This is a genomic window from Streptomyces sp. T12 (genome assembly GCF_028736035.1).
Classification (GTDB): domain Bacteria; phylum Actinomycetota; class Actinomycetes; order Streptomycetales; family Streptomycetaceae; genus Streptomyces.
In genome coordinates this window covers 10,546,425-10,565,248 of sequence record NZ_CP117866.1, presented here as the reverse complement: position 1 = coordinate 10,565,248, position 18,824 = coordinate 10,546,425, and the positions used below count along the sequence as shown (strand labels likewise).

Sequence of the window (18,824 nt, the reverse complement as noted above, 5' to 3'; positions counted from 1 at the left end):
ACGACCAGTGGACGACCAGGGGTGGGCCATGACGGAGCACGAGGCACAGGTGCACGGGCACTGCGATCCGCGGTTCGCGGCGGTACGGACTGCGTTCGAGGCGAATTTCCGGGAGCGCGGCGAGCTGGGCGCCGCGGTCGCCGTCACCGTCGGCGGCGAGACCGTCGTGGACCTGTGGGGCGGGTGGGCCGACGCGGCGCGCAGCCGCTCCTGGGAGCGCGACACGCTGGTCAACGTGTGGTCCACGTCCAAGGGGCCGACGGCGTTGTGCGCGCACATCCTCGCCGACCGGGGACTGATCGACCTCGACGCACCGGTGGCCACGTATTGGCCGGAGTTCGCCGCCGCGGGCAAGGAACAGATCCTCGTACGGCATCTGCTCTCGCACCGGGCCGGTCTGTCCGGGCTGCGTGAGCCGCACTCGCTTCAGCAGCTCTGCGACTGGGAGTTGACGACGCAGCGGCTCGCGGCGATGGAGCCGTGGTGGGCGCCGGGGACGCGATCGGGGTACCACGCGTTCACCTACGGTTTCCTGGTCGGGGAGGTCGTGCGGCGTGTGTCGGGACTGCTGCCCGGGGCCTTTCTGGAGCGGGAGGTGACCGGGCCGCTCGGGATCGACTTCGCGATCGGCTTGCCGGAGAAGGACTCCGGGCGGGTGGCCGAGCTGGTGCAGCCGCCGGTGGCGACGACCAGTGAACAGGCCGCGATCTTCAGCCAGTTGGCGCCCGCCGCCCTCGCCGCGCTGACCAACCCCGCCGTGGGGGCGCCCGACGCCAACTCTCCCGAGTGGCGGGCCGCCGAGATCCCCGCGGCGAACGGGCACGGCACCGCCCGGGCGGTCGCCGCGCTGTACGGCATCTTCGCGGGCCGCGGGTCGTACGACGGCCATCGCGTCCTGTCCCCCGAGGCGGCCGAGCGGGTGCGCGAGGGGCAGGGCAGCTGCCGCGATCTGGTGCTCGGGGCCGGGTTCGAGAGCGCGACCGAGGTCGGGCTCGGGCTGTGGCTGAGCGGGCCGAACGGCTCGTACGGGCCCAATCCGCGGGCTTTCGGACACGACGGCTTCGGCGGCTCCTGCGGTCTGGCCGATCCGGAGGCCGGGGTGTCGCTGGGCTATGTGATGAACCGGATGGGGCCTCATATCGCCGACGACCCACGGAAGATGGCCCTGCTCGACGCCCTCTACGGGGCCCTGTGACGGCCGGTCCGCACGGGTCGTTTCGGCCGAAGTGACAGACCACCCTTCCCTGGTGGTTTAGACCAATGCTTAGATCTGGTGGCGCAACGAACCCGCACGGCTACGACACGTCACCAACAGGAGGCGCGGCATGGCCCGCACCACCCCGCACGACCGCTCGCTCCCCGAAGCGCAGCCGCTGTACCGGAGGATCGCCACCCAGCTGGTCGGCGAGCTGCGCGACGGAACCATCCCACCCGGCGAACGGCTGCCGGGGGAACGGCAGTTGGCGGAGCACTTCGAGGTCAGCCGGGAGACCGTACGGCAGGCGCTGGAGGTGCTGCGCCGCAGCGGTCTGGTCGCCACCGACCGGCGGGGCAGCCATGCCACCCTGCCCGGTCCGCCGGTCGAGACCCCGGCTTCCCTCACCTTCCCGGTCGGCGCACGGACCACGAGCCCGGATGCCGTGGACCGGGCCACGGTCACCTGGGAGACTCCCCCGCCGGAGCACGCCGAGGCCCTGGGGCTCGCCCCGCACCGGCCGACCCTGGTGCACCGCTACGAGTCCGCGGGCGCCGACGGACGCGGCCGGCGTACGGCCGTGACGTCCTTCTCCGCGGTCGCGCTGGCCGAGGTGGCCGAGCTCGCCCGCTATCGCGACCGCGCCGACGGCACCGGGTCGGCCCAACTGCGCCGCGCCTACGACTGGATGCGCAAGGCGGGCCTCACCCTGCACCACCGGGACGCCATCACCCGCCTCCCGGGCGCGCCTTCGGTGCGGGTCACCCGGCGTGTGCACGATCAGTACGCCCGCCCGCTGGAGATCACGGACCTCGTCGTGGACGCCCAACAGGACGCCTTGGTCTACGAGTTCACGCTGCCGGCGGCGGGCTGAGCGGGCGCCGGGCCACGACCATCCGCACGCGCGGACTCCCGTCCCGCCGTCGCCCGAACTCGGGCAGGGCCTGCAGCTCCACCTGGAAGCCGGCGCGTGCGAGCTCGCTCCGCGCCTCCCCGAGCCGGAAGGCCCGGTAGTACATGACGAAGGGCGGGCGCCACACGGCATTGCGCACCCGCATCGCCGCGTCGAAGCCGAGCAGCATCCAGTAGACGAGGGACGCGGGACGCGGCGGGGCCACGACGGGGAAGACGAAGCACCCGCCGGGCCGCAGGACGGAGTGGACCTGGGCGAACAGCCCCGGCAGCTCACTGGGCAGGAAATGGCCGAACGCCCCGAAGCTCACCACGAGGTCGAAGGCGGGGGCGAACGGCAGGGCACGGGCGTCCGCGCGGACCCAGGCGACGCGCGGCGCCCCGGCCTCCCCGACCTGGACCTGCCGCCGGGCGACGGCCACGTCGAGCATGCCGGCGCTGAAGTCGACGCCGGTGACACTGTGCCGGCACACCTCGGCCAGCACCCCGACACCGGCGCCCGTCCCGCAGCACAGGTCGAGGCCGTCGTCGTACGGGCCGGTTCGCGCGAGGGCCGACGTGACGGCGGTGAGCACCGAGTCCGGCGTACGGAACGGTGTGTGGTCGAACTTCGGGGCGAGGAGGTCGTATCCGCGCTCGACCGACGACAGCGCCTGGACGGCGAGTTCGCGCAGGGAGGGGCCTTCGGGGCTGAACATCCGCGTCACCCCGCGGCGACGCGCTGCTCGAGGACGGCGAGAACGCGCTCGCACCAGCGCAGGTTCTCCTCCTCGAAGGAGATTCCGCCCAGCAGCGTCAGGTACGGCCCGATGCGGTCGGACTCGCTCAGGTACTCCTCCTCGGTCCGCCCGTCGAGCAGGCGTCCGCGGACGCGTTCGTAGCGGTCGAGTTTGCCGCGCGCCCACGTCATGCGCTCCTCGATCAGGGCGCGGGTGCTCTCGGGGTCCTCCATGGCCTGGAGCTTGATCAGGAGTTCGTCGCGGATGGCGGTGGGCCGTCGGGGCGGCTCGGCGGCGAAGGTGCGCAGGTCGTCCCGGCCGGCCGCGGTGAGCGTGAACATCCGCTTGTTCGGCCGCCGTTCCTGCTGCACGAACCGGGCCTCGACGAGGCCGTCCCGCTCCAGGCGTTCCAGCTCCCGGTAGAGCTGCTGCGGGGTCGCCGGCCAGAAGTTGGCGAACGAGACGTCGAAGACCTTGGACAGCTCGTAGCCCGAGGCCTCGCCCTCCAGGAGGGCGGCGAGGACGGCGTACTTGAGGGACATATGGACACGTTAACAGCAGGTGACTATTCTCATCCGCATCTACTCAACTAATTGACTATGAGGTGATCCGATGCGCGCGTTCCGTGAGGCGGTCGAGGCCGGCGACTTCGATGCCGTGGAGGCCCTGCTGGCGGAGGACGTCGTCTTCACCAGCCCGGTCGTGTTCAAGCCGTACCCCGGCAAGGCGATCACCGCGGCGATCCTGCGCGGTGTGGTGCGGGTCTTCGAGGACTTCCGCTATGTGCGGGAGATCAACGATCCGGGCGGCCGTGATCACGCGCTGGTCTTCACCGCCCGGGTGGGCGACCGGGAGATCACCGGCTGCGACTTCCTCCGGGTGAACGAGGCCGGCCTGATCGACGAGTTCATGGTCATGGTCCGTCCGCTGTCGGGTGCACAGGCGCTGGCCGAGGCGATGGGGGCGCAGTTCGAGCAGATCGCGAAGGAGGCGGAGACGCGCTCGGCGTGACAGCCACGCCGTGAACGCGGCCCGTTGGCCCGCCGTCGGGATCGAAAGGGCGGTCGGTGCCATGACGGCGGCCGAGCCGTCACGCACGGCGCGCGCCGCCACCAGCACACCGGCCGTCCAGGCGAATCCGCACAGCAGCGAGGACAGACCGAACAGCAAGGTGAACCCGGCCGGACAGAGCAGGCCGAGGGCGTATGAGCGGCGGGAGTCGGAGGCGATCACCGGTCAGCCTCCCAGGCGGAGTCCGGCGAGCCAGACGCCGGTGTGCCGGGTGCGTCGCCGGGAACGCGTGGGGTTCGGCGTGCCCGCAACAGCGCAGCGAGGGCCTGGTGCAGCTTGCGAGTGCGGCGCGTGGGGGCGGAAGTGGCCATCGGGGCCCTCCGGTGTCGTACGGGCTCTCTCACCCCTGGTCGGCTCGGGGACGAGGAAGGCGCGAGCGATCTCCGGTGCCGTCGGGCCCGCGAGCGAACGCAGGGTCAGCGCGACTCCGGCCTCGATGGGCAGCGCGGGATGACAGCAGGTGAAGATCAGCCACAGCCGGTCGTCCTGCACGCCGCTGTCGCCACCGGCGGTGTTCGCGATTGGATGTCCCCATGACCACCGACGAGCACGCGCGGATGATGTCGGCGAACCAGGCGAACTGGGACGCCCGCACCCCCGTCCACCTCGCCAGCCGGTTCTACGGCCTCGACCAGGACCTCGACCCCGCCCGCTGGTTCGCCTCCTTCGAATGGGACGACCTCGGGGAGCTGGCCGGCCGCGATGTGCTCCATCTGCAGTGCCACCTCGGCACCGAGACGATCGCCTTCGCGCAGCGCGGGGCGCGGGCCGTAGGCCTGGACTTCTCCGAGGCGTCCGTGGCCGCCGCGAACGGCATCGCCGAGAAGGCGGGGCTCGACGTCACCTACGTACAGGCCAATGTGTACGACGCCGTGGAGGCCCTGGGGCGGCGGCAGTTCGACGTGGTGTACACGGGCAAGGGGGCCCTGTGCTATCTGCCCGACCTCGACCGCTGGGCTGGGGTGCTGGCCCAACTCCTGCGTCCTGGTGGGCTGTTGTACATCGTCGAGTTCCACCCGCTGCTCAACTCCCTCGGCCCGAAGCCCGGTCCGGGCGAAGGTCCTGAGCTGCTGCTGCGCCACGACTACCTGGGCGGCGACGGCGCCGTGCGCCGGGACGCGACCCACACGTACACGGACGGCCCGGCCGTCGAGGGCGCCACCGACAGCTATGAGTGGATGCACGGAATAGGAGAGGTCCTCGGCGCGTTGACCGGAGCGGGACTGACCGTCCGGCGGCTGCGTGAAAGCGAGGAGCTGCCCTGGCAACGCTGGCCGCAGATGGTGCGCACACCGTCCGGTTGGTGGCGGCTGCCCGAGCCGCGCATTCCCCTGTTGTACGGCTTGCTCGCCACACGCTGAACCACCGTGGTACTGTCCCGTTAGCACTTGTGTACGCCCCGTCGTGGGCGCTGGTGCTGGTTCTCCTTCAGTTCGCCGGTCGTCGTACCGGCTTCACCTCACCACCTCGTGACCACTGGTTCCGTCGTATCCGAGGTGCTGTTTCCCGCCGCCCGAAGGCGCCCTGTCCGCCTTCCCGATGTCTGCGGCTCACCCCTTCCTTCCGCATGTCCCATGCCTTCCGTCCGTGAAAGGACCGACCACCATGACCACCACACTCGAACACCCCCCAGTCCAGCAGCAGCCCCCGGTCCGTGCCGTCACCGGCGTCCTCGACATCGACGCGAGCGGGAAGGGCCACCTGCGCGCCGAGGACCTGCTGCCCTCTCCCTCCGACCTTCAGGTCTCCCCCGCTCTGATCCGCCGCCACGGCCTGCGCAAGGGCGACCTCGTCGACGGCGTGCGCGGCACCCAGCGCGCCCTCACCGAAGTCGCCCGCGTCAACGGCCGCACCCCCGGCAAGAACCGCCGCAGCTTCGGCGAGCTGACGCCCCTTCACCCGCGTGAGCGGATCCGTCTCGAACACCCGGCGTCCGGCCTGACCGGACGGGTCGCCGATCTGATCGCGCCCGTCGGCAAGGGCCAGCGCGGGCTGATCGTGGCGCCGCCCAAGACCGGCAAGACCGTCCTGCTCCAGCAGATCGCGGCGGCCGTCGCCGGCAACCACCCGGAGTGCCGGCTGATGGTGGTGCTCCTCGACGAGCGCCCCGAGGAGGTCACCGACATGCAGCGCTCGGTGCGGGGCGAGGTGTACGCCTCGACCTTCGACCGGGCGCCCAAGCAGCACCTCGCGCTCGCCGAGCTCGTCATCGAGCGGGCCAAGCGGCTCGTCGAGGCCGGCGAGGACGTCGTCATCCTGTTCGACTCCCTGACCCGGCTGTGCCGGGCGCACAACAACGCGGCCGCGTCCGGTGGCCGCACCCTGAGCGGCGGCGTCGACGCGGCCGCGCTGCAGGGGCCGAAGCGGTTCTTCGGCGCTGCGCGCCTCGCCGAGGAGGGCGGTTCGCTCACCATCCTCGCCACGGCCCTCGTGGAGACCGGCTCCCGGGCCGACGACTTCTTCTTCGAGGAGCTCAAGAGCACCGGCAACATGGAGCTGCGCCTGAGCCGGGACCTCGCCTCCCGCCGTATCTTCCCCGCGGTCGACATCAACCCGTCCGGCACCCGCCGCGAGGAACTCCTCCTGCCCCCGGCCGAGTTGGCCACCGTGCGCGGCCTGCGCCGGGCGCTGCAGACCCGGGACGGCCAGGCCAACCTGGAAACCCTCCTGGAGCGCATGCGCGAGACACCCGACAACGCCACGTTCCTGCGGCGGATCCAGCCGACGCTGCCGGGCGAGTGACGCGACGCGCAAGCATCGCCCGTCCGGGTGCCGGCGCGCCCCTCCCGGCCCGGGCAGCGCGGTGTACGACGGCCGCCTTCCTACGTTGACGGTATGACGATCGGATTTCCTTCCCGGGTGCTCGTGTTCACCTGCGCCCTGTGCGCGGCCGGCCTGCTGGCGCTCGCGCCCGCCACCGCGGTCGCCCGCCCCGGGCACGACCCCGACCCGCCCGGCGGGCCGACGGCGGCGAAGCCGCGTCCCGCGCTGCTGTACCGGTCCGGCACCCACGTGCGGCCGGATTCCGCGGTGCCCCGCACTCCGCGCGTCTCCGCGCTGTCGTGGCTGGTGGCCGACGCCGACACCGGCGAGGTGCTCGCCGCGCACAACGCGCACCGGAAGCTGCCGCCCGCCAGCACCCTGAAGTCGCTGTTCGCCCTCACCGTGCTGCCGACCCTGCCCGCCGGCGTCCCGCACACGGTGCGTGAGGAGGAGCTGGCGGGAATCGGGCCCGGCAGCAGTCTGGTGGGGCTCGCCGAGGGACGTACGTACCGTGTCGCCGATCTGTGGCGCGGGGTGTTCCTCAGCTCCGGCAACGACGCCGTGCGGGTGCTGGCCGGGCTGAACGGCGGCTGGCGCGCCACGGCCGCCCAGATGCAGGCCAAGGCGATCGCGCTGGGCGCCCTCGACACGCGCGTGCTGTCGCCGGACGGGTACGACACTCCCGGCCAGGTGTCGTCGGCGTACGACCTGGCGGTGTTCGGCCGGGCCGGGCTGCGCAACGCGGAGTTCGCGCGGTACTGCGGCACGGCCGAGGCGCGGTTCCCGGGCGGGGGCGGCTGGACGTACGAGATCCGCAACACCAATCGGCTGTTGACCGGCGCGGACGGGGTGGACCCGTATCCGGGGCTGATCGGTGTCAAGAACGGCTACACCAGCAAGGCGGGCAACACGCTCATCGCCGCCGCCCGCCGGGGGGATCGCACCCTCGTCGTCACGGTGATGAACCCCCGGGCGGGCGGGTTCGCCGTCTACGAGGAGGCCGGTGAGTTGCTCGACTGGGGGTTCGACGCGGCCGGGCGGGTCGAGCCGGTGGGGTCGCTGGACGCCTTGCGGGTCAAGTCGAGGCCGGGGCCCGCGAAGGTGCCCGTGGTGGCGGACGTGGCATCGCGGGGCGGGCCTGCCGGGGCGGGCTGGGCGGAGGCGTGGGCGATCGCGGGCGCCGCCGGGATGGGGGCCGGTGCCACGTCGCTGGTGCTCCGCGGCAAGGGTGTCGAGCGCGCCGAGCCGGAGTGACCGACCGGCAGCCACAGCAGCAGGCCGAGCGTGATCCAGGTGTAGGTGTTGCTGCCGAGGAAGCCGTCGACGCCGGAAGCGTCGTCGAACCACAGCCACACCACGCTGGTGCACAGCATCGCGTACAGGGCGCCCGCGATCCGCGGGTGCCCGGCGCGGACGAGGACGGCGAAGGAGGGCAGGAGCCACACCAGGTGGTGGACCCAGGTGATCGGGCTGACCAGGCAGGCGGTCAGCCCGGTGAGGGCGAACGCGGCCGTCCAGTCCCCCGCGGCGACCGCCCGGCGTGACCGCGCCACCCAGACGCCCAGGACCAGCAGGGCCACCACCGCCCAGACCGCGCGCTCGGACACGCCGAGGCGGGCCAGGATGCCCTGCAGCGACTGGTTGGAGACGTAGTCGAGGCGGCCCACCCGGGTGGTGTCCCACATCGCGTGGGTCCAGTAGAAGCGGGAGGCGTCGGGGGCCACCCAGGCCGCGAGCGCCGTCGCCGCTGCGGCAACGGCGCTCGCCACGGCGGCGGTTCGCGGGCGCCGAGCCACCAGCAGCAGGCCGATGAACGCGGCAGGCGTCAGCTTGATCGCGGCCGCGAGGCCGATGCCCACACCGGCCCAGCGGCCCCGCCCCGTGGCCAGCAGCCGGCAGTCGAGGAGCACGAGGGCCAGCAGCAGGACGTTCACCTGGCCGAAGCTGAAGGTGTCCCTCAGGGGTTCGAACAGGGCCAGCGCGCAGGCGGCCAGCGCACAGCCGTACCAGCCGTAGCGCCGCCAGGCCCGTCCGGCCAGTACGCGCAGGACAAAGGCCAGCGCCGCCAGGTTGAGCAGCAGCGCCACCACGATCGCCGCGGGCAGATCGAGCAGCGCCATGGGCAGCATGGCGACGGCGGCGAACGGCGGGTACGTGAAGCCGTACGTCGTGCCGGGCACCTGGTAGTCGTAGATACGGCCGCCGTGGTGGATCCAGCTGTCCACGGTGCCGTAGTAGACGCGCAGGTCGAACCAGTCGCGCAGCAACGGCACGGTCGCGGTGAAGACGGTCACGGCGGCGGCGAGCAGGAGCACCAGCACGGCCCGGCCGCGGTCGGTGCGCGGCAGCCTCATGCGGTGCGCTCCAGCGCCGGGGCCTGCGCCGCGAGATGCGCCTGCCACAGGACGACCACGGCGAGCGCGCCGCCGGAGACCGCCAGCACCAGCTGGCCGACGTCCGCGGCGCCGCCGCTGGGCAGGACGGCGAGCGCGAGCACTCCCGTCAGGGCCGCCACCCGGTGCCGTACCGACGTGCTGGGCGCGGCGGCGGCGATGAGGAACAGGCCCCACAGGGCGTACCAGGGGCGGATCGCCGGTCCGAAGGCGGCCACGGCCGCCAGGCTCAGGCCCAGCGCGTACACCGGGCGCGGACGCCAGCGCCACCATATGAGGACCACGAGGACCGCGGTGAGCACCAGCCCGAAGACGTGCCACACCGGAACGGCCAGCGGCGCCAGATCGCTGCCGGCCTCTTCCAGCAGCGAGGCGGTGACGCGGCCGAGCAGGCTGGTCAGCGCCCAGTTCTGCGGGGAGACGGGGGTGTCCAGGGCGCCTATCCAGCCGTAACCCGTGCCCGCGACGGCCGTTGCGGCGACCGTGGTGGCGGCGGACGCGGCCGCCGTGGTGAGGACGGCCTTCGCCGGGCGGTGGCCCGCTCGCATCTGGAGCAGCACGACCGCGGCGAGGCCGAGTGCGGCAGGAGCCTTGACCAGAGCGGCGAGCGTGACGAGTACGGCGCCCACGACCGGCCACCGGCCGAGGGCCGCGACCAGACCCACGCCGAGCAGGCCGAGCATGATGGCGTCGTTGTGGGCGCCCGCGACCAGGTGCAGCAGCACGAGCGGGTTCAGGGCGCCCAGCCACAGTGCGGCGGACGGGTCGGCCCCGCTGTGCCGGGCGAGGCGCGGCAGCGCGGCCGCCATCAGCGCCACGCCGAGCAGCGCTATGAGCCTCATGCCGAGGAGACCGGCGGGGAGTTCGCCGCGCGTCAGACCGGACAGCGCGGAGGCGACGCCGAGGAACACCGGGCCGTAGGGGGCCGCCGTGTGCCGCCACAGCGGGGCGACCTCGTCCGCAAGCGGGCCGCCGAGGTGGGCGGGCCCGTGCGCGTACACGTCGATGTGCGCGTCGACCATGGCACCTTGGGCCAGGTAGCTGTACACGTCCCGGCTGAACAGCGGCGGCGCGATCAGCAGCGGGGTGGCCCAGAGGGCCAGAACCAGCAGCAGGGCGCGCGGGGTCGGCGGGTCTGCGCTGCGGACGAGGCGGCCGAGCAGCAGCCAGGCCGCTATCAGCAGGACGACACCGAAGTACACGCCGACCAGGCCGAGGGCCGCGTGCGCGGAGCTCGGGGCCAGGAGTTCCCGGACCGGCAGCGCGCCGGCCGTCTCACCGCCCAGGGCGAGGAAGGCGGTGCCTGCCAGACCGAGTATCTGGCAGTGGCGGAGATCGAGGGGGAAAGCCATGGCCAACACTCGGTCAGCGTGTCAACGCCGGGTGGCTTTCAGTTGACGCGGGGCCCTCCGGGGGAAAGCCGGAGTATGACCGGCCGGTGATCGATTGTGGCCCTGGGGTGGAGGCTGCACATGGCGTTGCCGTTCTCCGCGTCGAGCAGTTCCGCCTCAGAACACCGACAAGCCCGTCAGTGTCGTGAATCTGTCCAGGGCCGCCACTCCTGCCACCGAGTTCCCCCGCTCGTCCAGCCCCGGACTCCACACGCACAGCGTGCAGCGGCCCGGTACCACCGCGATGATGCCGCCGCCCACTCCGCTCTTGCCGGGGAGGCCCACTCGGTACGCGAAGTCGCCTGCCGCATCGTAGGTGCCGCAGGTCAGCATGACCGCGTTGACCTGTTTGGCCTGGCTGCGGGTGAGCAGGCGGGTGCCGTCGGCGCGGACGCCGTGGCGGGCCAGGAAGCTGGTGGCCAGGGCGAGATCGGCGCAGGACGCCTTGATCGAGCATTGCCGGAAGTACTGGTCGAGCAGGACCGGCACGGGGTTGTCGATGTTGCCGTACGACGCCATGAAGTGGGAGAGGGCGGCGTTGCGGTCGCCGTGGGTGGATTCGGAGGCGGCGACGTCCTTGTCGAAGTCCAGGGTCGGGTTGCCGCTCTCGGCGCGGAGGAAGGCGAGGAGTTCGCCCGCCGCGTCTCCGGTACGGGTCTGGAGGCGGTCGGTGACGACCAGCGCGCCCGCGTTGATGAACGGGTTGCGCGGGATGCCGCTCTCGTACTCCAGCTGGACCAGGGAGTTGAAGGGGTTGCCTGAGGGCTCGCGGCCCACGTGCTCCCAGAGTTCGTCGCCCTCGCGGGCCAGGTCGAGCGCGAGGGTGAAGACCTTGGTGATGGACTGCGTGGAGAACGGCTCCTGCCAGTCCCCCACGCCGTACACCGAGCCGTCGAGTTCCGCTACGGCCATGCCGAAGCTGCGCGGGTCGCAGGCCGCGAGCGCCGGGATGTAGTCGGCGGGCCGGCCGCGGCCGGGGGTCCGCTCGATCTCCTCCGCGATGCGCTCCAGGATCGGCTGGAAGGTCAGTGACGACGTTGACGCTGCCATGATCACCATTGTGCCTCCCTGCCGGTCCCGGTGCGCATCCGCGGGTTCGGGCCTGATCAGGCCAGGGCCTGGCCGCTGCCCGCGACGATCTCGGGCCGCAGCAGGTCGGCGAGGGTCTCGGCGGGCAACAGGCCCTTCTCCAGGACGAGTTCGGCCACGCCACGGCCGCTGACGAGGGCCTCCTTGGCGATGTCGGTGGCGGCCGTGTATCCGATGTGCGGGTTCAGGGCGGTCACCAGGCCGATGGAGTTCTCCACGGTCCGGCGCAGGGCCTCGGTGTTGGCGGTGATGCCGTCCACGCAGCGCTCGGCGAGGGTCACGCAGGCGCTCTGCAGGTGCGTGATGGACTCCGACAGGGAGTGCAGGATGATCGGCTCGAACGCGTTGAGCTGGAGCTGTCCGGCCTCGGCGGCCATGGTGATGGCGACGTCGTTGCCGATCACCTCGAAGGCCACCTGGTTGACGACCTCGGGGATCACCGGGTTGACCTTGCCCGGCATGATCGACGAACCGGCCTGCACCGGCGGCAGGTTGATCTCACCGAGCCCCGCACGCGGCCCGGACGACAGCAGCCGCAGGTCGTTGCAGCTCTTGCTGAGCTTGACGGCGATGCGCTTGAGCACGCCGGACATCTGCACGAACGCCCCGCAGTCCTGGGTCGCCTCGACCAGGTTGGCTGCCGTGACCAGCGGCAGCCCGGTGATCTCGGCGAGATGGCGACGGGCCGACTCCGCGTATCCGGCGGGAGCGTTGAGGCCGGTACCGATGGCCGTGGCACCCAGGTTGATCTCATGGATCAACTCGACTGCCTCGGCAAGACGGGACCGGTCCTCGTCAATCATGACGGCGTATGCGGAGAACTCCTGCCCGAGCGTCATCGGCACGGCGTCCTGGAGCTGGGTGCGGCCCATTTTCAGTACATCGCGGAACTCGACGGCCTTGCCGGCGAAGGAGTCCTGGAGGACGAACATCGCCTTGAGCAGACCGCGCACCGCGAACACCGTCGCGATCTTCACGGCGGTCGGGTACACGTCGTTCGTCGACTGACCGAGGTTCACGTCCTCGTTGGGGTGCAGGTGCTGGTACTCGCCCTTGGCGTGACCCAGCAACTCCAACGCCCGGTTGGCGACGACCTCGTTGGCGTTCATGTTGGTCGAGGTGCCCGCGCCGCCCTGGATGACATCGACGACGAACTGCTCGTGCAGCTTGCCGGCGCGGATCTCCCGGCACGCGGCGACGATCGCGGCGGCCTTCTCAGGATCCAGCAGCCCGAGCTCCTCGTTCGCGAGGGCAGCGGCCTCCTTGACCGCGGCGAGAGCGTCGATCAGGTGCGGGTACGCGGAGATCGACATCCCGGTGATCGGGAAGTTCTCCGTGGCACGCAGGGTGTGGACACCCCAGTAGGCGTCGGCGGGGATGTCACGGTCGCCGAGCAGATCGTGCTCGCTGCGGGTGGCGGCGTTCATGAGGGTGAGGGTTCTCTTTCTGAGATACGGAGGTGACAGCGCCCTGAAAGGGGCGCGGGGCGATATCGATGTGCGGCTACCGCCGCGTGGGCGCGACCAGCCACACACGGCCTGCAGTCATGTCCGCCCGGATCACTAGGCGCAAGCCGAAACAACAACCGGCTCCAGCGAACGAACGGGCCGCACACACCCGACCGCCTGACCGCCTCCAAGAAGCGCCTCGCCCTGGAACTCGGTGAGCAGATCCTGATCGACCCCGGCCCGAGCAAGCGCCGCAGCAGCAACCGGCACCCGCGCCCGATTCGCCCCGTCCGCGATCTTGACGGCAACGGCCCGCCCATCCGGCAGGGCAGCAACCTGCACGCCCTCGAACCCGTCCTTGGCCAGCAGCCCCGGCACGGCCCGCATCAACGCGGCAACGTCCCGGCCCGTGCCGGAGGCCATCTCGGCGTGCTCGCGCATGGCGTCAGCAACACGCGCCTCGGGAGTGCCGGAGGCCGCCGTGGTGATCCGGGCGGCGGCCCGGGCAAGGCCGTGCAGCGAAACGGAGAACAACGGCGCCCCACACCCGTCGACGGTAGTGCGAGCGATCCGCTGCCCCGTGAGGTCCTCGACGATCTCGGCGATCGCCTGCTGAATGGGGTGCCCGGGGTCGAGGTAGTCCTCCAGTGACCAGCCATTGAGCCGACAGGCGTACAGCATGGCCGCGTGCTTGCCGGAGCAGTTCTGGGCGAGCCGGGAGGGCAGGCGGCCCTCCCGCACCCAGGCGTCCCGCACGACCGGGTCGTACGGCATGTCCGGGACGTTGCGCAGGTGGTCCTCGGTGAGCGCGGCGAGTTCGAGGATGCGCCGGGTTCCGGCGAGGTGGCGTTCCTCGCCGGAGTGGCTGGCCGCGGTGAGCGAGAGCAGCTCGCCGTCGAGCGGGAGCCCGGCCCGCACCATGGCGACGGCCTGGACGGGCTTGAGCGCGGAGCGCGGGTAGAAGGCGGCCTCGATGTCACCGAGCTGGAACTGGACCTCGCCGTCGGCGCCGAGGACGACGACGGAGCCGTAGTGGATGCCTTCGGTCATTCCGCCGCGTATGAGGTGGGCGACGGGGGCGTGGAGAGGTTCGCGGACAAGGGGTGCGTCCGCTATGGAACTGCTGTACATCACTGCCTGGTGGTGGTGGGTCGATGAGGGGTCGTCGACCGACACGGGTGTCACGCGTCGGCCTTGCTTGCGGTGCGCGCGACACGGCTGCGAATGCCGTACCAGCCCGCGACCAGCGCCGCGACGATCAGGGGCAGGCACAGCACGGTGGTGCGGCCGGCGCCTCCGTCGGCGTACATGAGGACCAGGACGGAGGCGAGGAAGGCCAGCGTCACGAGTTCGGTCCAGGGGGAGCCCGGCAGTCGGTAGCTCGGGCGGGTGAGCTCGCCCTTCTGGGTCTTCTGCCAGAAGAGCAGGTGACAGAGCATGATCATGCCCCACGTGGCGAGGATGCCGATGGCCGCGAAGTTCAGCACGATCTCGAACGCGTCGGCGGGGACGACGAAGTTGAGGCCGACGCCGAGGACACAGATACCGCTGGTGAGCAGGATGCCGCCGTACGGGACCTGGCTGCGGCTCATCACAGAGGTGAACTTGGGGGCGGAGCCGGCCATCGCCATGGAGCGCAGGATGCGGCCGGTGGAGTACAGGCCGGAGTTGAGCGAGGACATGGCCGCGGTCATCACGACCAGGTTCATGACGCCGCCGGCAGCCGGGATGCCGATGTTGGACAGCACGGTGACGAAGGGGCTCTCACCCGCCTTGTACGAGGACCAGGGCAGCAGCATCGAGAGAAGGACGACGGAGCCGACGTAGAACAGGCCGACGCGCCACATGATCGAGTTGATCGCCTTGGGCATGATCTTCTCGGGGTTCTCGGTCTCGCCGGCGGCGACGCCGACCAGCTCGACGGAGGCGTAGGCGAAGACGACGCCCTGGATGATCAGCAGCATGGGCAGCAGGCCGTTGGGGAAGACGCCGCCGTGGTCGGTGATCAGGGACGGGCCGGGGGTGGTGCCGTCCACGGGGTGCTGGGTGACCAGCAGGAAGATGCCGATGCACATGAAGACGACGAGCGCGCCGACCTTGACGATCGCGAACCAGAACTCCAGTTCGCCGAAGATCTTCACCGAGATCAGGTTCACGGTGAGGACGACCGCCAGGGCTATCAGCGCGATCACCCACTGCGGGATGTCGGAGAACATGCCCCAGTAGTGGGTGTACGTGGCCACCGCGGTGATGTCGGCGATGCCGGTGGTCGCCCAGTTCAGGAAGTACATCCAGCCCGCGGTGTAGGCGCCCTTCTCCCCCATGAACTCTCGGGCGTACGACACGAAGGCGCCGGAGGACGGGCGGTACAGGACGAGTTCGCCGAGGGCGCGCACGACGAGGAAGGCGAAGATTCCGCAGACCGCGTAGGCGATGAACAGGGATGGGCCGGCGTCGGCGAGTCGCCCGCCGGCGCCGAGGAACAGGCCGGTGCCGATGGCTCCGCCGATGGCGATCATGTTGACGTGCCGGGACTTCAGCGACTTGCTGTAGCCGGCGTCTCCGGCGTCGACGTGTCCGGACGATGGGCGCGTCTCTTCTTTGAGGTGCTGCTCGCTCACGCCTCGGGTCCGCCTTCCGTGGGGCTGTCCGTGCGCGCGGGGCGCACGATGTCGGTGAGGGTCGTCTCGACGCGGTCCAGGTGGTGGGCCATGGCGTCGGTCGCGTCGAGTTCGGAACCGTCGATCAGCGCCTCGACGATCGCCCGGTGCTCGCGGTTGGACTGTTCGCGGCGGCCGCCCAGCTCGTTGAGGAAGGCCGACTGACGCGCCAGTGCGTCGCGGATCTCCTCGATGACCCGGCGGAAGACCGGGTTCTGGGCGGACTCGGCCACGGCCAGGTGGAAGAGGGTGTCCATCGCGACCCACGCGGTGGTGTCCGTCTCCCGCTCCATACGGTCGAGCAGGTGAGCGAGGTGGTCGAGGTTCTCCGGGGTGCGGCGCAGGGCCGCGTACCCGGCGACGGGGATCTCGACATGCCGGCGCACCTCCAGCAGATCGCTGGCCGCGTAGTCGCCGAAGGTGGGGTCCTCGACGGCGTTGGCGACGACGAAGGTGCCCTTGCCGGTCTTGGAGACGGTCAGACCCATGGTCTGCAGGGCCCTGAGGGCCTCGCGCAGGACGGGGCGGCTGATCTCCAGGGTGCGGCAGAGCTCGGCCTCGGAGGGAAGCTTGTCGCCGATGGCGTACTCGCCGCGCTCGATGGCACTACGGAGGTGCGCCAGAACCGCTTCCATGGCGCTGACGCGCCGCGGAGGCTGACTGGCTGTCCGGCTGTCTGACAGGTTCACGGGAGAGATACTCCGGGTGAGCCGAGGGTGGTGTCAAGGGCACCGAAAGGAAAGATTCACCGGATGTGAAGCCTGAAAACAGACTTCACATCGATTCCCCGCCCGCACCCGGTCAACTGTTGATCACGCCTGCGCCCAGCAGCCCGAACAGCAGCACCCCGACGACGATCCGGTAGACCACGAAGGCGTTGAAGGAGTGCTTGGCGACGAACTTGAGCAGCCAGGCGATGGAGGCGTAGGCGACCACGAAGGAGACGGCGGTGCCGACAGCCAGCGGCAGCGCGCCCGTGCCCGTCGTGCCGAGGGCGTCCTTCAGCTCGTAGATTCCGGCGCCGGTCAGGGCCGGGATGCCGAGGAAGAAGGACAGGCGGGTGGCGGCGACCCGGTCCAGGTCCAGCATCAGCGCGGTGGACATGGTGGCGCCGGAGCGCGAGAAGCCCGGGAAGAGCAGGGCGAGGATCTGGGAGCTGCCGACGAGCATCGCGTCCTTGAAGGAGGTGTCGTCCTCCCCTCGCTTGTGCCGGCCCATCTGATCGGCCGCCCACATCACCCCGCTGCCGACGATCAACGACCCCGCGACGACCCACAGCGAGGCGAGCGGCCCCTTGATGAGCGGCTTGGCGGCCAGGCCCACGACGATGATCGGGATCGTCGCGTAGATCACCCACCAGGCGAACTTGTAGTCGTGGTGGTACCGCTCCTCCTTGTCCCGCAGCCCGCGCACCCACGCGGAGACGATCCGCACGATGTCCTTGAAGAAGTACACGAGCACGGCGGCGATCGCACCGACCTGGATGACGGCCGAGAACCCGACGACCGCGTCGTCGTCGACGGGGATGCCCATGAGCCCCTCGGCGATCTTCAGATGGCCGGTGGAGGAGACGGGCAGAAACTCGGTCACCCCCTCGACGGCTCCGAGGACGAAGGCCTGACCGACACTGATGGCGCTCATGGGATCCAGTTCCGGGGGTTCGGCGGGACAGTGGCGCGCACTGTCCTACCAGGTGCGGGTATGGATCCGTGGCATACGACGACCTCGGCCGGTCGCCTACGACCACACCGCCTCGGCGATCGCGACCCCTAGGAACGCCGCGCCGAGGCCGGCGGCCACGCTGCCCACGACGTTGACGACGGCGTAGAGCCCCGCCCCCGTCTCGGTCAGCCGGAGCGTCTCGTACGAGAAGGTCGAGTACGTGGTCAGGGCCCCGCACAGCCCGGTGCCGAGCAGCAGCTGGACGTGGGAGCTCGCGGCGCCCGCGGCCGCCGCGCCGGTGAGCAGGCCCAGGATCAGGCAGCCGGTGACGTTGACCGCGAAGGTGCCCCAGGGGAACACCGAGTCGTGGCGGGACTGCACAGCGCGGTCGGTGAGGTAGCGCAGGGGGGCGCCGACCGTGGCGCCTGCGATCACGAGGAGCCAGTTCACGGCGACTTCTTACCTTCCGTGTCCGATGTGCGTGGAGTGTCGTCGCGGCCGACGTACCGGATGACCTCACACTCGTCGAGGGTCACGAGCCCCTCGGTGACCAGTTCGTCGAGCTGCGGCAGGAAGGCCCGTACGCGCTCCTCGGTGTCGACGATCACGATCGCGACCGGCAGGTCCTCGCTCAGGGACAGCAGCCGCGAGGTGTGGATCACGGAGGACGTGCCGAAGCCCTCGATGCCGCGGAAGACACTGGCGCCCGCGAGGCCGGCGGCGTGGGCACGGTGGACGATCTCCGAGTACAGGGGCCTGTGGTGCCAGGTGTCGTGCTCACCGACGAAGACGGTCACGCGCAGGGCTGTGCCGGTCAGCCTCGTCATGGCTGCCTCCACTTCAGGACGCGGCGGGTCGCCGCCGCAGCGAGCCAGACCGCCGTGAGCGCCGCGATCAGGGTGGCGGCGAGGTAGGCAAGTCCGGTGCGGGGGTGGCCGCTGTCGACCAGCTTCTGGATGTCGACGGCGTACGTGGAGAAGGTGGTGAAGCCGCCGAGCACCCCGGTGCCGAAGAAGGGCCGGACGAGGCGGTGGGCGGCCCACACATCGGTGATGACCACCATGAACACGCCGATCACGGCGCAGCCGACGACATTGGTCCAGAAGGTCGCCCAGGGGAAGCCGCCCGGGCCGGCCGGCCACCACAGTGCGGCCGCGTACCGGGCCGTGGCGCCGACGGCTCCGCCGACTGCGACCACCGCGACGATCGGCGCCTGCGTCCGCCAGGCGGGCTGCCGGGCGGTGCGGGCGGGGGCGCGGAGGCTCTCGGTTTCCGGGACTGTCATGGTCGTACGTCTCCTACCCGCCGGGGCCCGGGCATGCGGCCCACGCCGTTGCAAGTAGGGACCGTTGGCGCCATCACTGCCGCGGTTCGGGTACGGCGGGCCCCACCGCCGCGCCGCGAGGGTGGTCGCGGCCGGTCAACAGGGTAACTCCGGGCGCCCGTAGGAGGCACTTCGGGATGCGCCCCGCGCGACACCGCCGCGCGTGCTGGAGGTGCGCCGCGCGGCTACTGTCGAAG

The 18,824-nt window shown here is 71.1% G+C and carries 18 protein-coding genes and 2 pseudogenes; 6 read left to right on the top strand and 14 right to left on the bottom strand.

From position 1 onward, the window contains the following. Positions 1–28 precede the first annotated feature (28 nt). Together PBV52_RS47220 and PBV52_RS47215 are read left to right on the top strand one after the other, a co-directional pair. On the top strand, positions 29–1,195 hold the full coding sequence (locus tag PBV52_RS47220; RefSeq protein ID WP_274248013.1) for a serine hydrolase: 1,167 nt from the start codon (positions 29–31) through the stop codon (positions 1,193–1,195). Between the two features lie 130 nt (positions 1,196–1,325). Further along, a complete protein-coding gene (locus PBV52_RS47215; protein WP_274248011.1) occupies positions 1,326–2,069 on the top strand; it encodes a GntR family transcriptional regulator in 744 nt (247 codons plus the stop codon). On the opposite strand, the gene PBV52_RS47210 is transcribed toward PBV52_RS47215, so the two are convergent. Next, on the bottom strand, positions 2,047–2,805 hold the full coding sequence (locus PBV52_RS47210) for a class I SAM-dependent methyltransferase (protein WP_274248009.1): 759 nt from the start codon (positions 2,803–2,805) through the stop codon (positions 2,047–2,049). The genes PBV52_RS47215 and PBV52_RS47210 overlap by 23 nt on opposite strands. A 5-nt stretch (positions 2,806–2,810) precedes the next feature. Next, positions 2,811–3,368, bottom strand: a complete 558-nt coding sequence (locus tag PBV52_RS47205; RefSeq protein ID WP_274248007.1) for a PadR family transcriptional regulator — start codon at positions 3,366–3,368, stop codon at positions 2,811–2,813. A gap of 70 nt (positions 3,369–3,438) precedes the next feature. Between PBV52_RS47205 and PBV52_RS47200 the strand changes: the two genes are divergently transcribed. Beyond that, positions 3,439–3,837 carry a nuclear transport factor 2 family protein gene (locus tag PBV52_RS47200; protein ID WP_274248006.1) on the top strand — a complete coding sequence of 133 codons (399 nt, stop codon included), beginning with the start codon at positions 3,439–3,441 and terminating at the stop codon, positions 3,835–3,837. Between the two features lie 396 nt (positions 3,838–4,233). Here the strand turns inward: PBV52_RS47200 and PBV52_RS47195 are convergent. Beyond that, positions 4,234–4,398, bottom strand: a pseudogene (locus PBV52_RS47195) (RNA polymerase subunit sigma-24); the annotation flags it as partial. Between the two features lie 32 nt (positions 4,399–4,430). Between PBV52_RS47195 and PBV52_RS47190 the strand changes: the two are divergent. The 3 genes and pseudogenes from PBV52_RS47190 to PBV52_RS47180 form a co-directional block, all read left to right on the top strand. After that, positions 4,431–5,258, top strand: a complete 828-nt coding sequence (locus PBV52_RS47190) for a bifunctional 2-polyprenyl-6-hydroxyphenol methylase/3-demethylubiquinol 3-O-methyltransferase UbiG (RefSeq protein WP_274248004.1) — start codon at positions 4,431–4,433, stop codon at positions 5,256–5,258. Positions 5,259–5,502: 244 nt separating this feature from the next. Then, complete coding sequence (gene rho / locus PBV52_RS47185) at positions 5,503–6,639, top strand: transcription termination factor Rho (protein WP_274248002.1); 1,137 nt, start codon at positions 5,503–5,505, stop codon at positions 6,637–6,639. A gap of 93 nt (positions 6,640–6,732) precedes the next feature. Further along, a pseudogene (locus tag PBV52_RS47180) lies at positions 6,733–7,569 on the top strand (D-alanyl-D-alanine carboxypeptidase family protein); the annotation flags it as partial. Between the two features lie 80 nt (positions 7,570–7,649). On the opposite strand, the gene PBV52_RS51510 reads toward PBV52_RS47180, so the two are convergent. From PBV52_RS51510 to crcB (PBV52_RS47125), 11 genes are all read right to left on the bottom strand, one after another. Further along, on the bottom strand, positions 7,650–9,014 hold the full coding sequence (locus PBV52_RS51510) for a glycosyltransferase family 87 protein (protein ID WP_306801478.1): 1,365 nt from the start codon (positions 9,012–9,014) through the stop codon (positions 7,650–7,652). Beyond that, positions 9,011–10,405 (bottom strand): polyprenol phosphomannose-dependent alpha 1,6 mannosyltransferase MptB, encoded by a 1,395-nt coding sequence (gene mptB, locus PBV52_RS47170; RefSeq protein ID WP_274247999.1) that lies wholly within the window; start codon positions 10,403–10,405, stop codon positions 9,011–9,013. The genes PBV52_RS51510 and mptB overlap by 4 nt, the downstream gene beginning before the upstream one ends. Before the next feature lie 156 nt (positions 10,406–10,561). Then, on the bottom strand, positions 10,562–11,503 hold the full coding sequence (locus PBV52_RS47165) for a glutaminase (protein WP_274247997.1): 942 nt from the start codon (positions 11,501–11,503) through the stop codon (positions 10,562–10,564). A 47-nt stretch (positions 11,504–11,550) separates the two neighbouring features. Beyond that, on the bottom strand, positions 11,551–12,960 hold the full coding sequence (gene aspA / locus PBV52_RS47160) for an aspartate ammonia-lyase (RefSeq protein ID WP_274247995.1): 1,410 nt from the start codon (positions 12,958–12,960) through the stop codon (positions 11,551–11,553). A 135-nt stretch (positions 12,961–13,095) separates the two neighbouring features. Then, positions 13,096–14,112, bottom strand: coding sequence for an asparaginase (locus tag PBV52_RS47155; RefSeq protein ID WP_274249976.1), 1,017 nt, complete (start codon positions 14,110–14,112; stop codon positions 13,096–13,098). Between the two features lie 50 nt (positions 14,113–14,162). Next, positions 14,163–15,602, bottom strand: coding sequence for an amino acid permease (locus PBV52_RS47150; RefSeq protein ID WP_274247993.1), 1,440 nt, complete (start codon positions 15,600–15,602; stop codon positions 14,163–14,165). Then, a complete protein-coding gene (locus PBV52_RS47145) occupies positions 15,599–16,276 on the bottom strand; it encodes a FadR/GntR family transcriptional regulator (RefSeq protein ID WP_274247991.1) in 678 nt (225 codons plus the stop codon). The genes PBV52_RS47150 and PBV52_RS47145 overlap by 4 nt, the downstream gene beginning before the upstream one ends. A gap of 166 nt (positions 16,277–16,442) precedes the next feature. Continuing rightward, entirely contained in the window at positions 16,443–17,282 is an 840-nt protein-coding gene (locus PBV52_RS47140; RefSeq protein ID WP_274247989.1) for an undecaprenyl-diphosphate phosphatase, read from the bottom strand. A 96-nt stretch (positions 17,283–17,378) separates the two neighbouring features. Then, the gene (gene crcB / locus PBV52_RS47135) at positions 17,379–17,753 is read right to left on the bottom strand and encodes a fluoride efflux transporter CrcB (RefSeq protein ID WP_274247987.1); all 375 of its coding nucleotides are present in this window, start codon (positions 17,751–17,753) and stop codon (positions 17,379–17,381) included. After that, the gene (locus PBV52_RS47130; protein WP_274247986.1) at positions 17,750–18,130 is read right to left on the bottom strand and encodes a DUF190 domain-containing protein; all 381 of its coding nucleotides are present in this window, start codon (positions 18,128–18,130) and stop codon (positions 17,750–17,752) included. The genes crcB (PBV52_RS47135) and PBV52_RS47130 overlap by 4 nt, the downstream gene beginning before the upstream one ends. Beyond that, on the bottom strand, positions 18,127–18,588 hold the full coding sequence (crcB, locus tag PBV52_RS47125; RefSeq protein ID WP_274247984.1) for a fluoride efflux transporter CrcB: 462 nt from the start codon (positions 18,586–18,588) through the stop codon (positions 18,127–18,129). The genes PBV52_RS47130 and crcB (PBV52_RS47125) overlap by 4 nt, the downstream gene beginning before the upstream one ends. Positions 18,589–18,824 lie beyond the last annotated feature (236 nt).

Coding starts and splice junctions, on each gene's coding strand:
- PBV52_RS47220 (WP_274248013.1), top strand. CDS start 29: ATGACGGAGCACGAGGCACAGGTGCACGGGCACTGCGATCCGCGGTTC.
- PBV52_RS47215 (WP_274248011.1), top strand. CDS start 1,326: ATGGCCCGCACCACCCCGCACGACCGCTCGCTCCCCGAAGCGCAGCCG.
- PBV52_RS47210 (WP_274248009.1), bottom strand. CDS start 2,805: ATGTTCAGCCCCGAAGGCCCCTCCCTGCGCGAACTCGCCGTCCAGGCG.
- PBV52_RS47205 (WP_274248007.1), bottom strand. CDS start 3,368: ATGTCCCTCAAGTACGCCGTCCTCGCCGCCCTCCTGGAGGGCGAGGCC.
- PBV52_RS47200 (WP_274248006.1), top strand. CDS start 3,439: ATGCGCGCGTTCCGTGAGGCGGTCGAGGCCGGCGACTTCGATGCCGTG.
- PBV52_RS47190 (WP_274248004.1), top strand. CDS start 4,431: ATGACCACCGACGAGCACGCGCGGATGATGTCGGCGAACCAGGCGAAC.
- rho (WP_274248002.1), top strand. CDS start 5,503: ATGACCACCACACTCGAACACCCCCCAGTCCAGCAGCAGCCCCCGGTC.
- PBV52_RS51510 (WP_306801478.1), bottom strand. CDS start 9,014: ATGAGGCTGCCGCGCACCGACCGCGGCCGGGCCGTGCTGGTGCTCCTG.
- mptB (WP_274247999.1), bottom strand. CDS start 10,405: ATGGCTTTCCCCCTCGATCTCCGCCACTGCCAGATACTCGGTCTGGCA.
- PBV52_RS47165 (WP_274247997.1), bottom strand. CDS start 11,503: ATGGTGATCATGGCAGCGTCAACGTCGTCACTGACCTTCCAGCCGATC.
- aspA (WP_274247995.1), bottom strand. CDS start 12,960: ATGAACGCCGCCACCCGCAGCGAGCACGATCTGCTCGGCGACCGTGAC.
- PBV52_RS47155 (WP_274249976.1), bottom strand. CDS start 14,112: ATGTACAGCAGTTCCATAGCGGACGCACCCCTTGTCCGCGAACCTCTC.
- PBV52_RS47145 (WP_274247991.1), bottom strand. CDS start 16,276: ATGGAAGCGGTTCTGGCGCACCTCCGTAGTGCCATCGAGCGCGGCGAG.
- PBV52_RS47140 (WP_274247989.1), bottom strand. CDS start 17,282: ATGAGCGCCATCAGTGTCGGTCAGGCCTTCGTCCTCGGAGCCGTCGAG.
- PBV52_RS47130 (WP_274247986.1), bottom strand. CDS start 18,130: ATGACGAGGCTGACCGGCACAGCCCTGCGCGTGACCGTCTTCGTCGGT.
- crcB (WP_274247984.1), bottom strand. CDS start 18,588: ATGACAGTCCCGGAAACCGAGAGCCTCCGCGCCCCCGCCCGCACCGCC.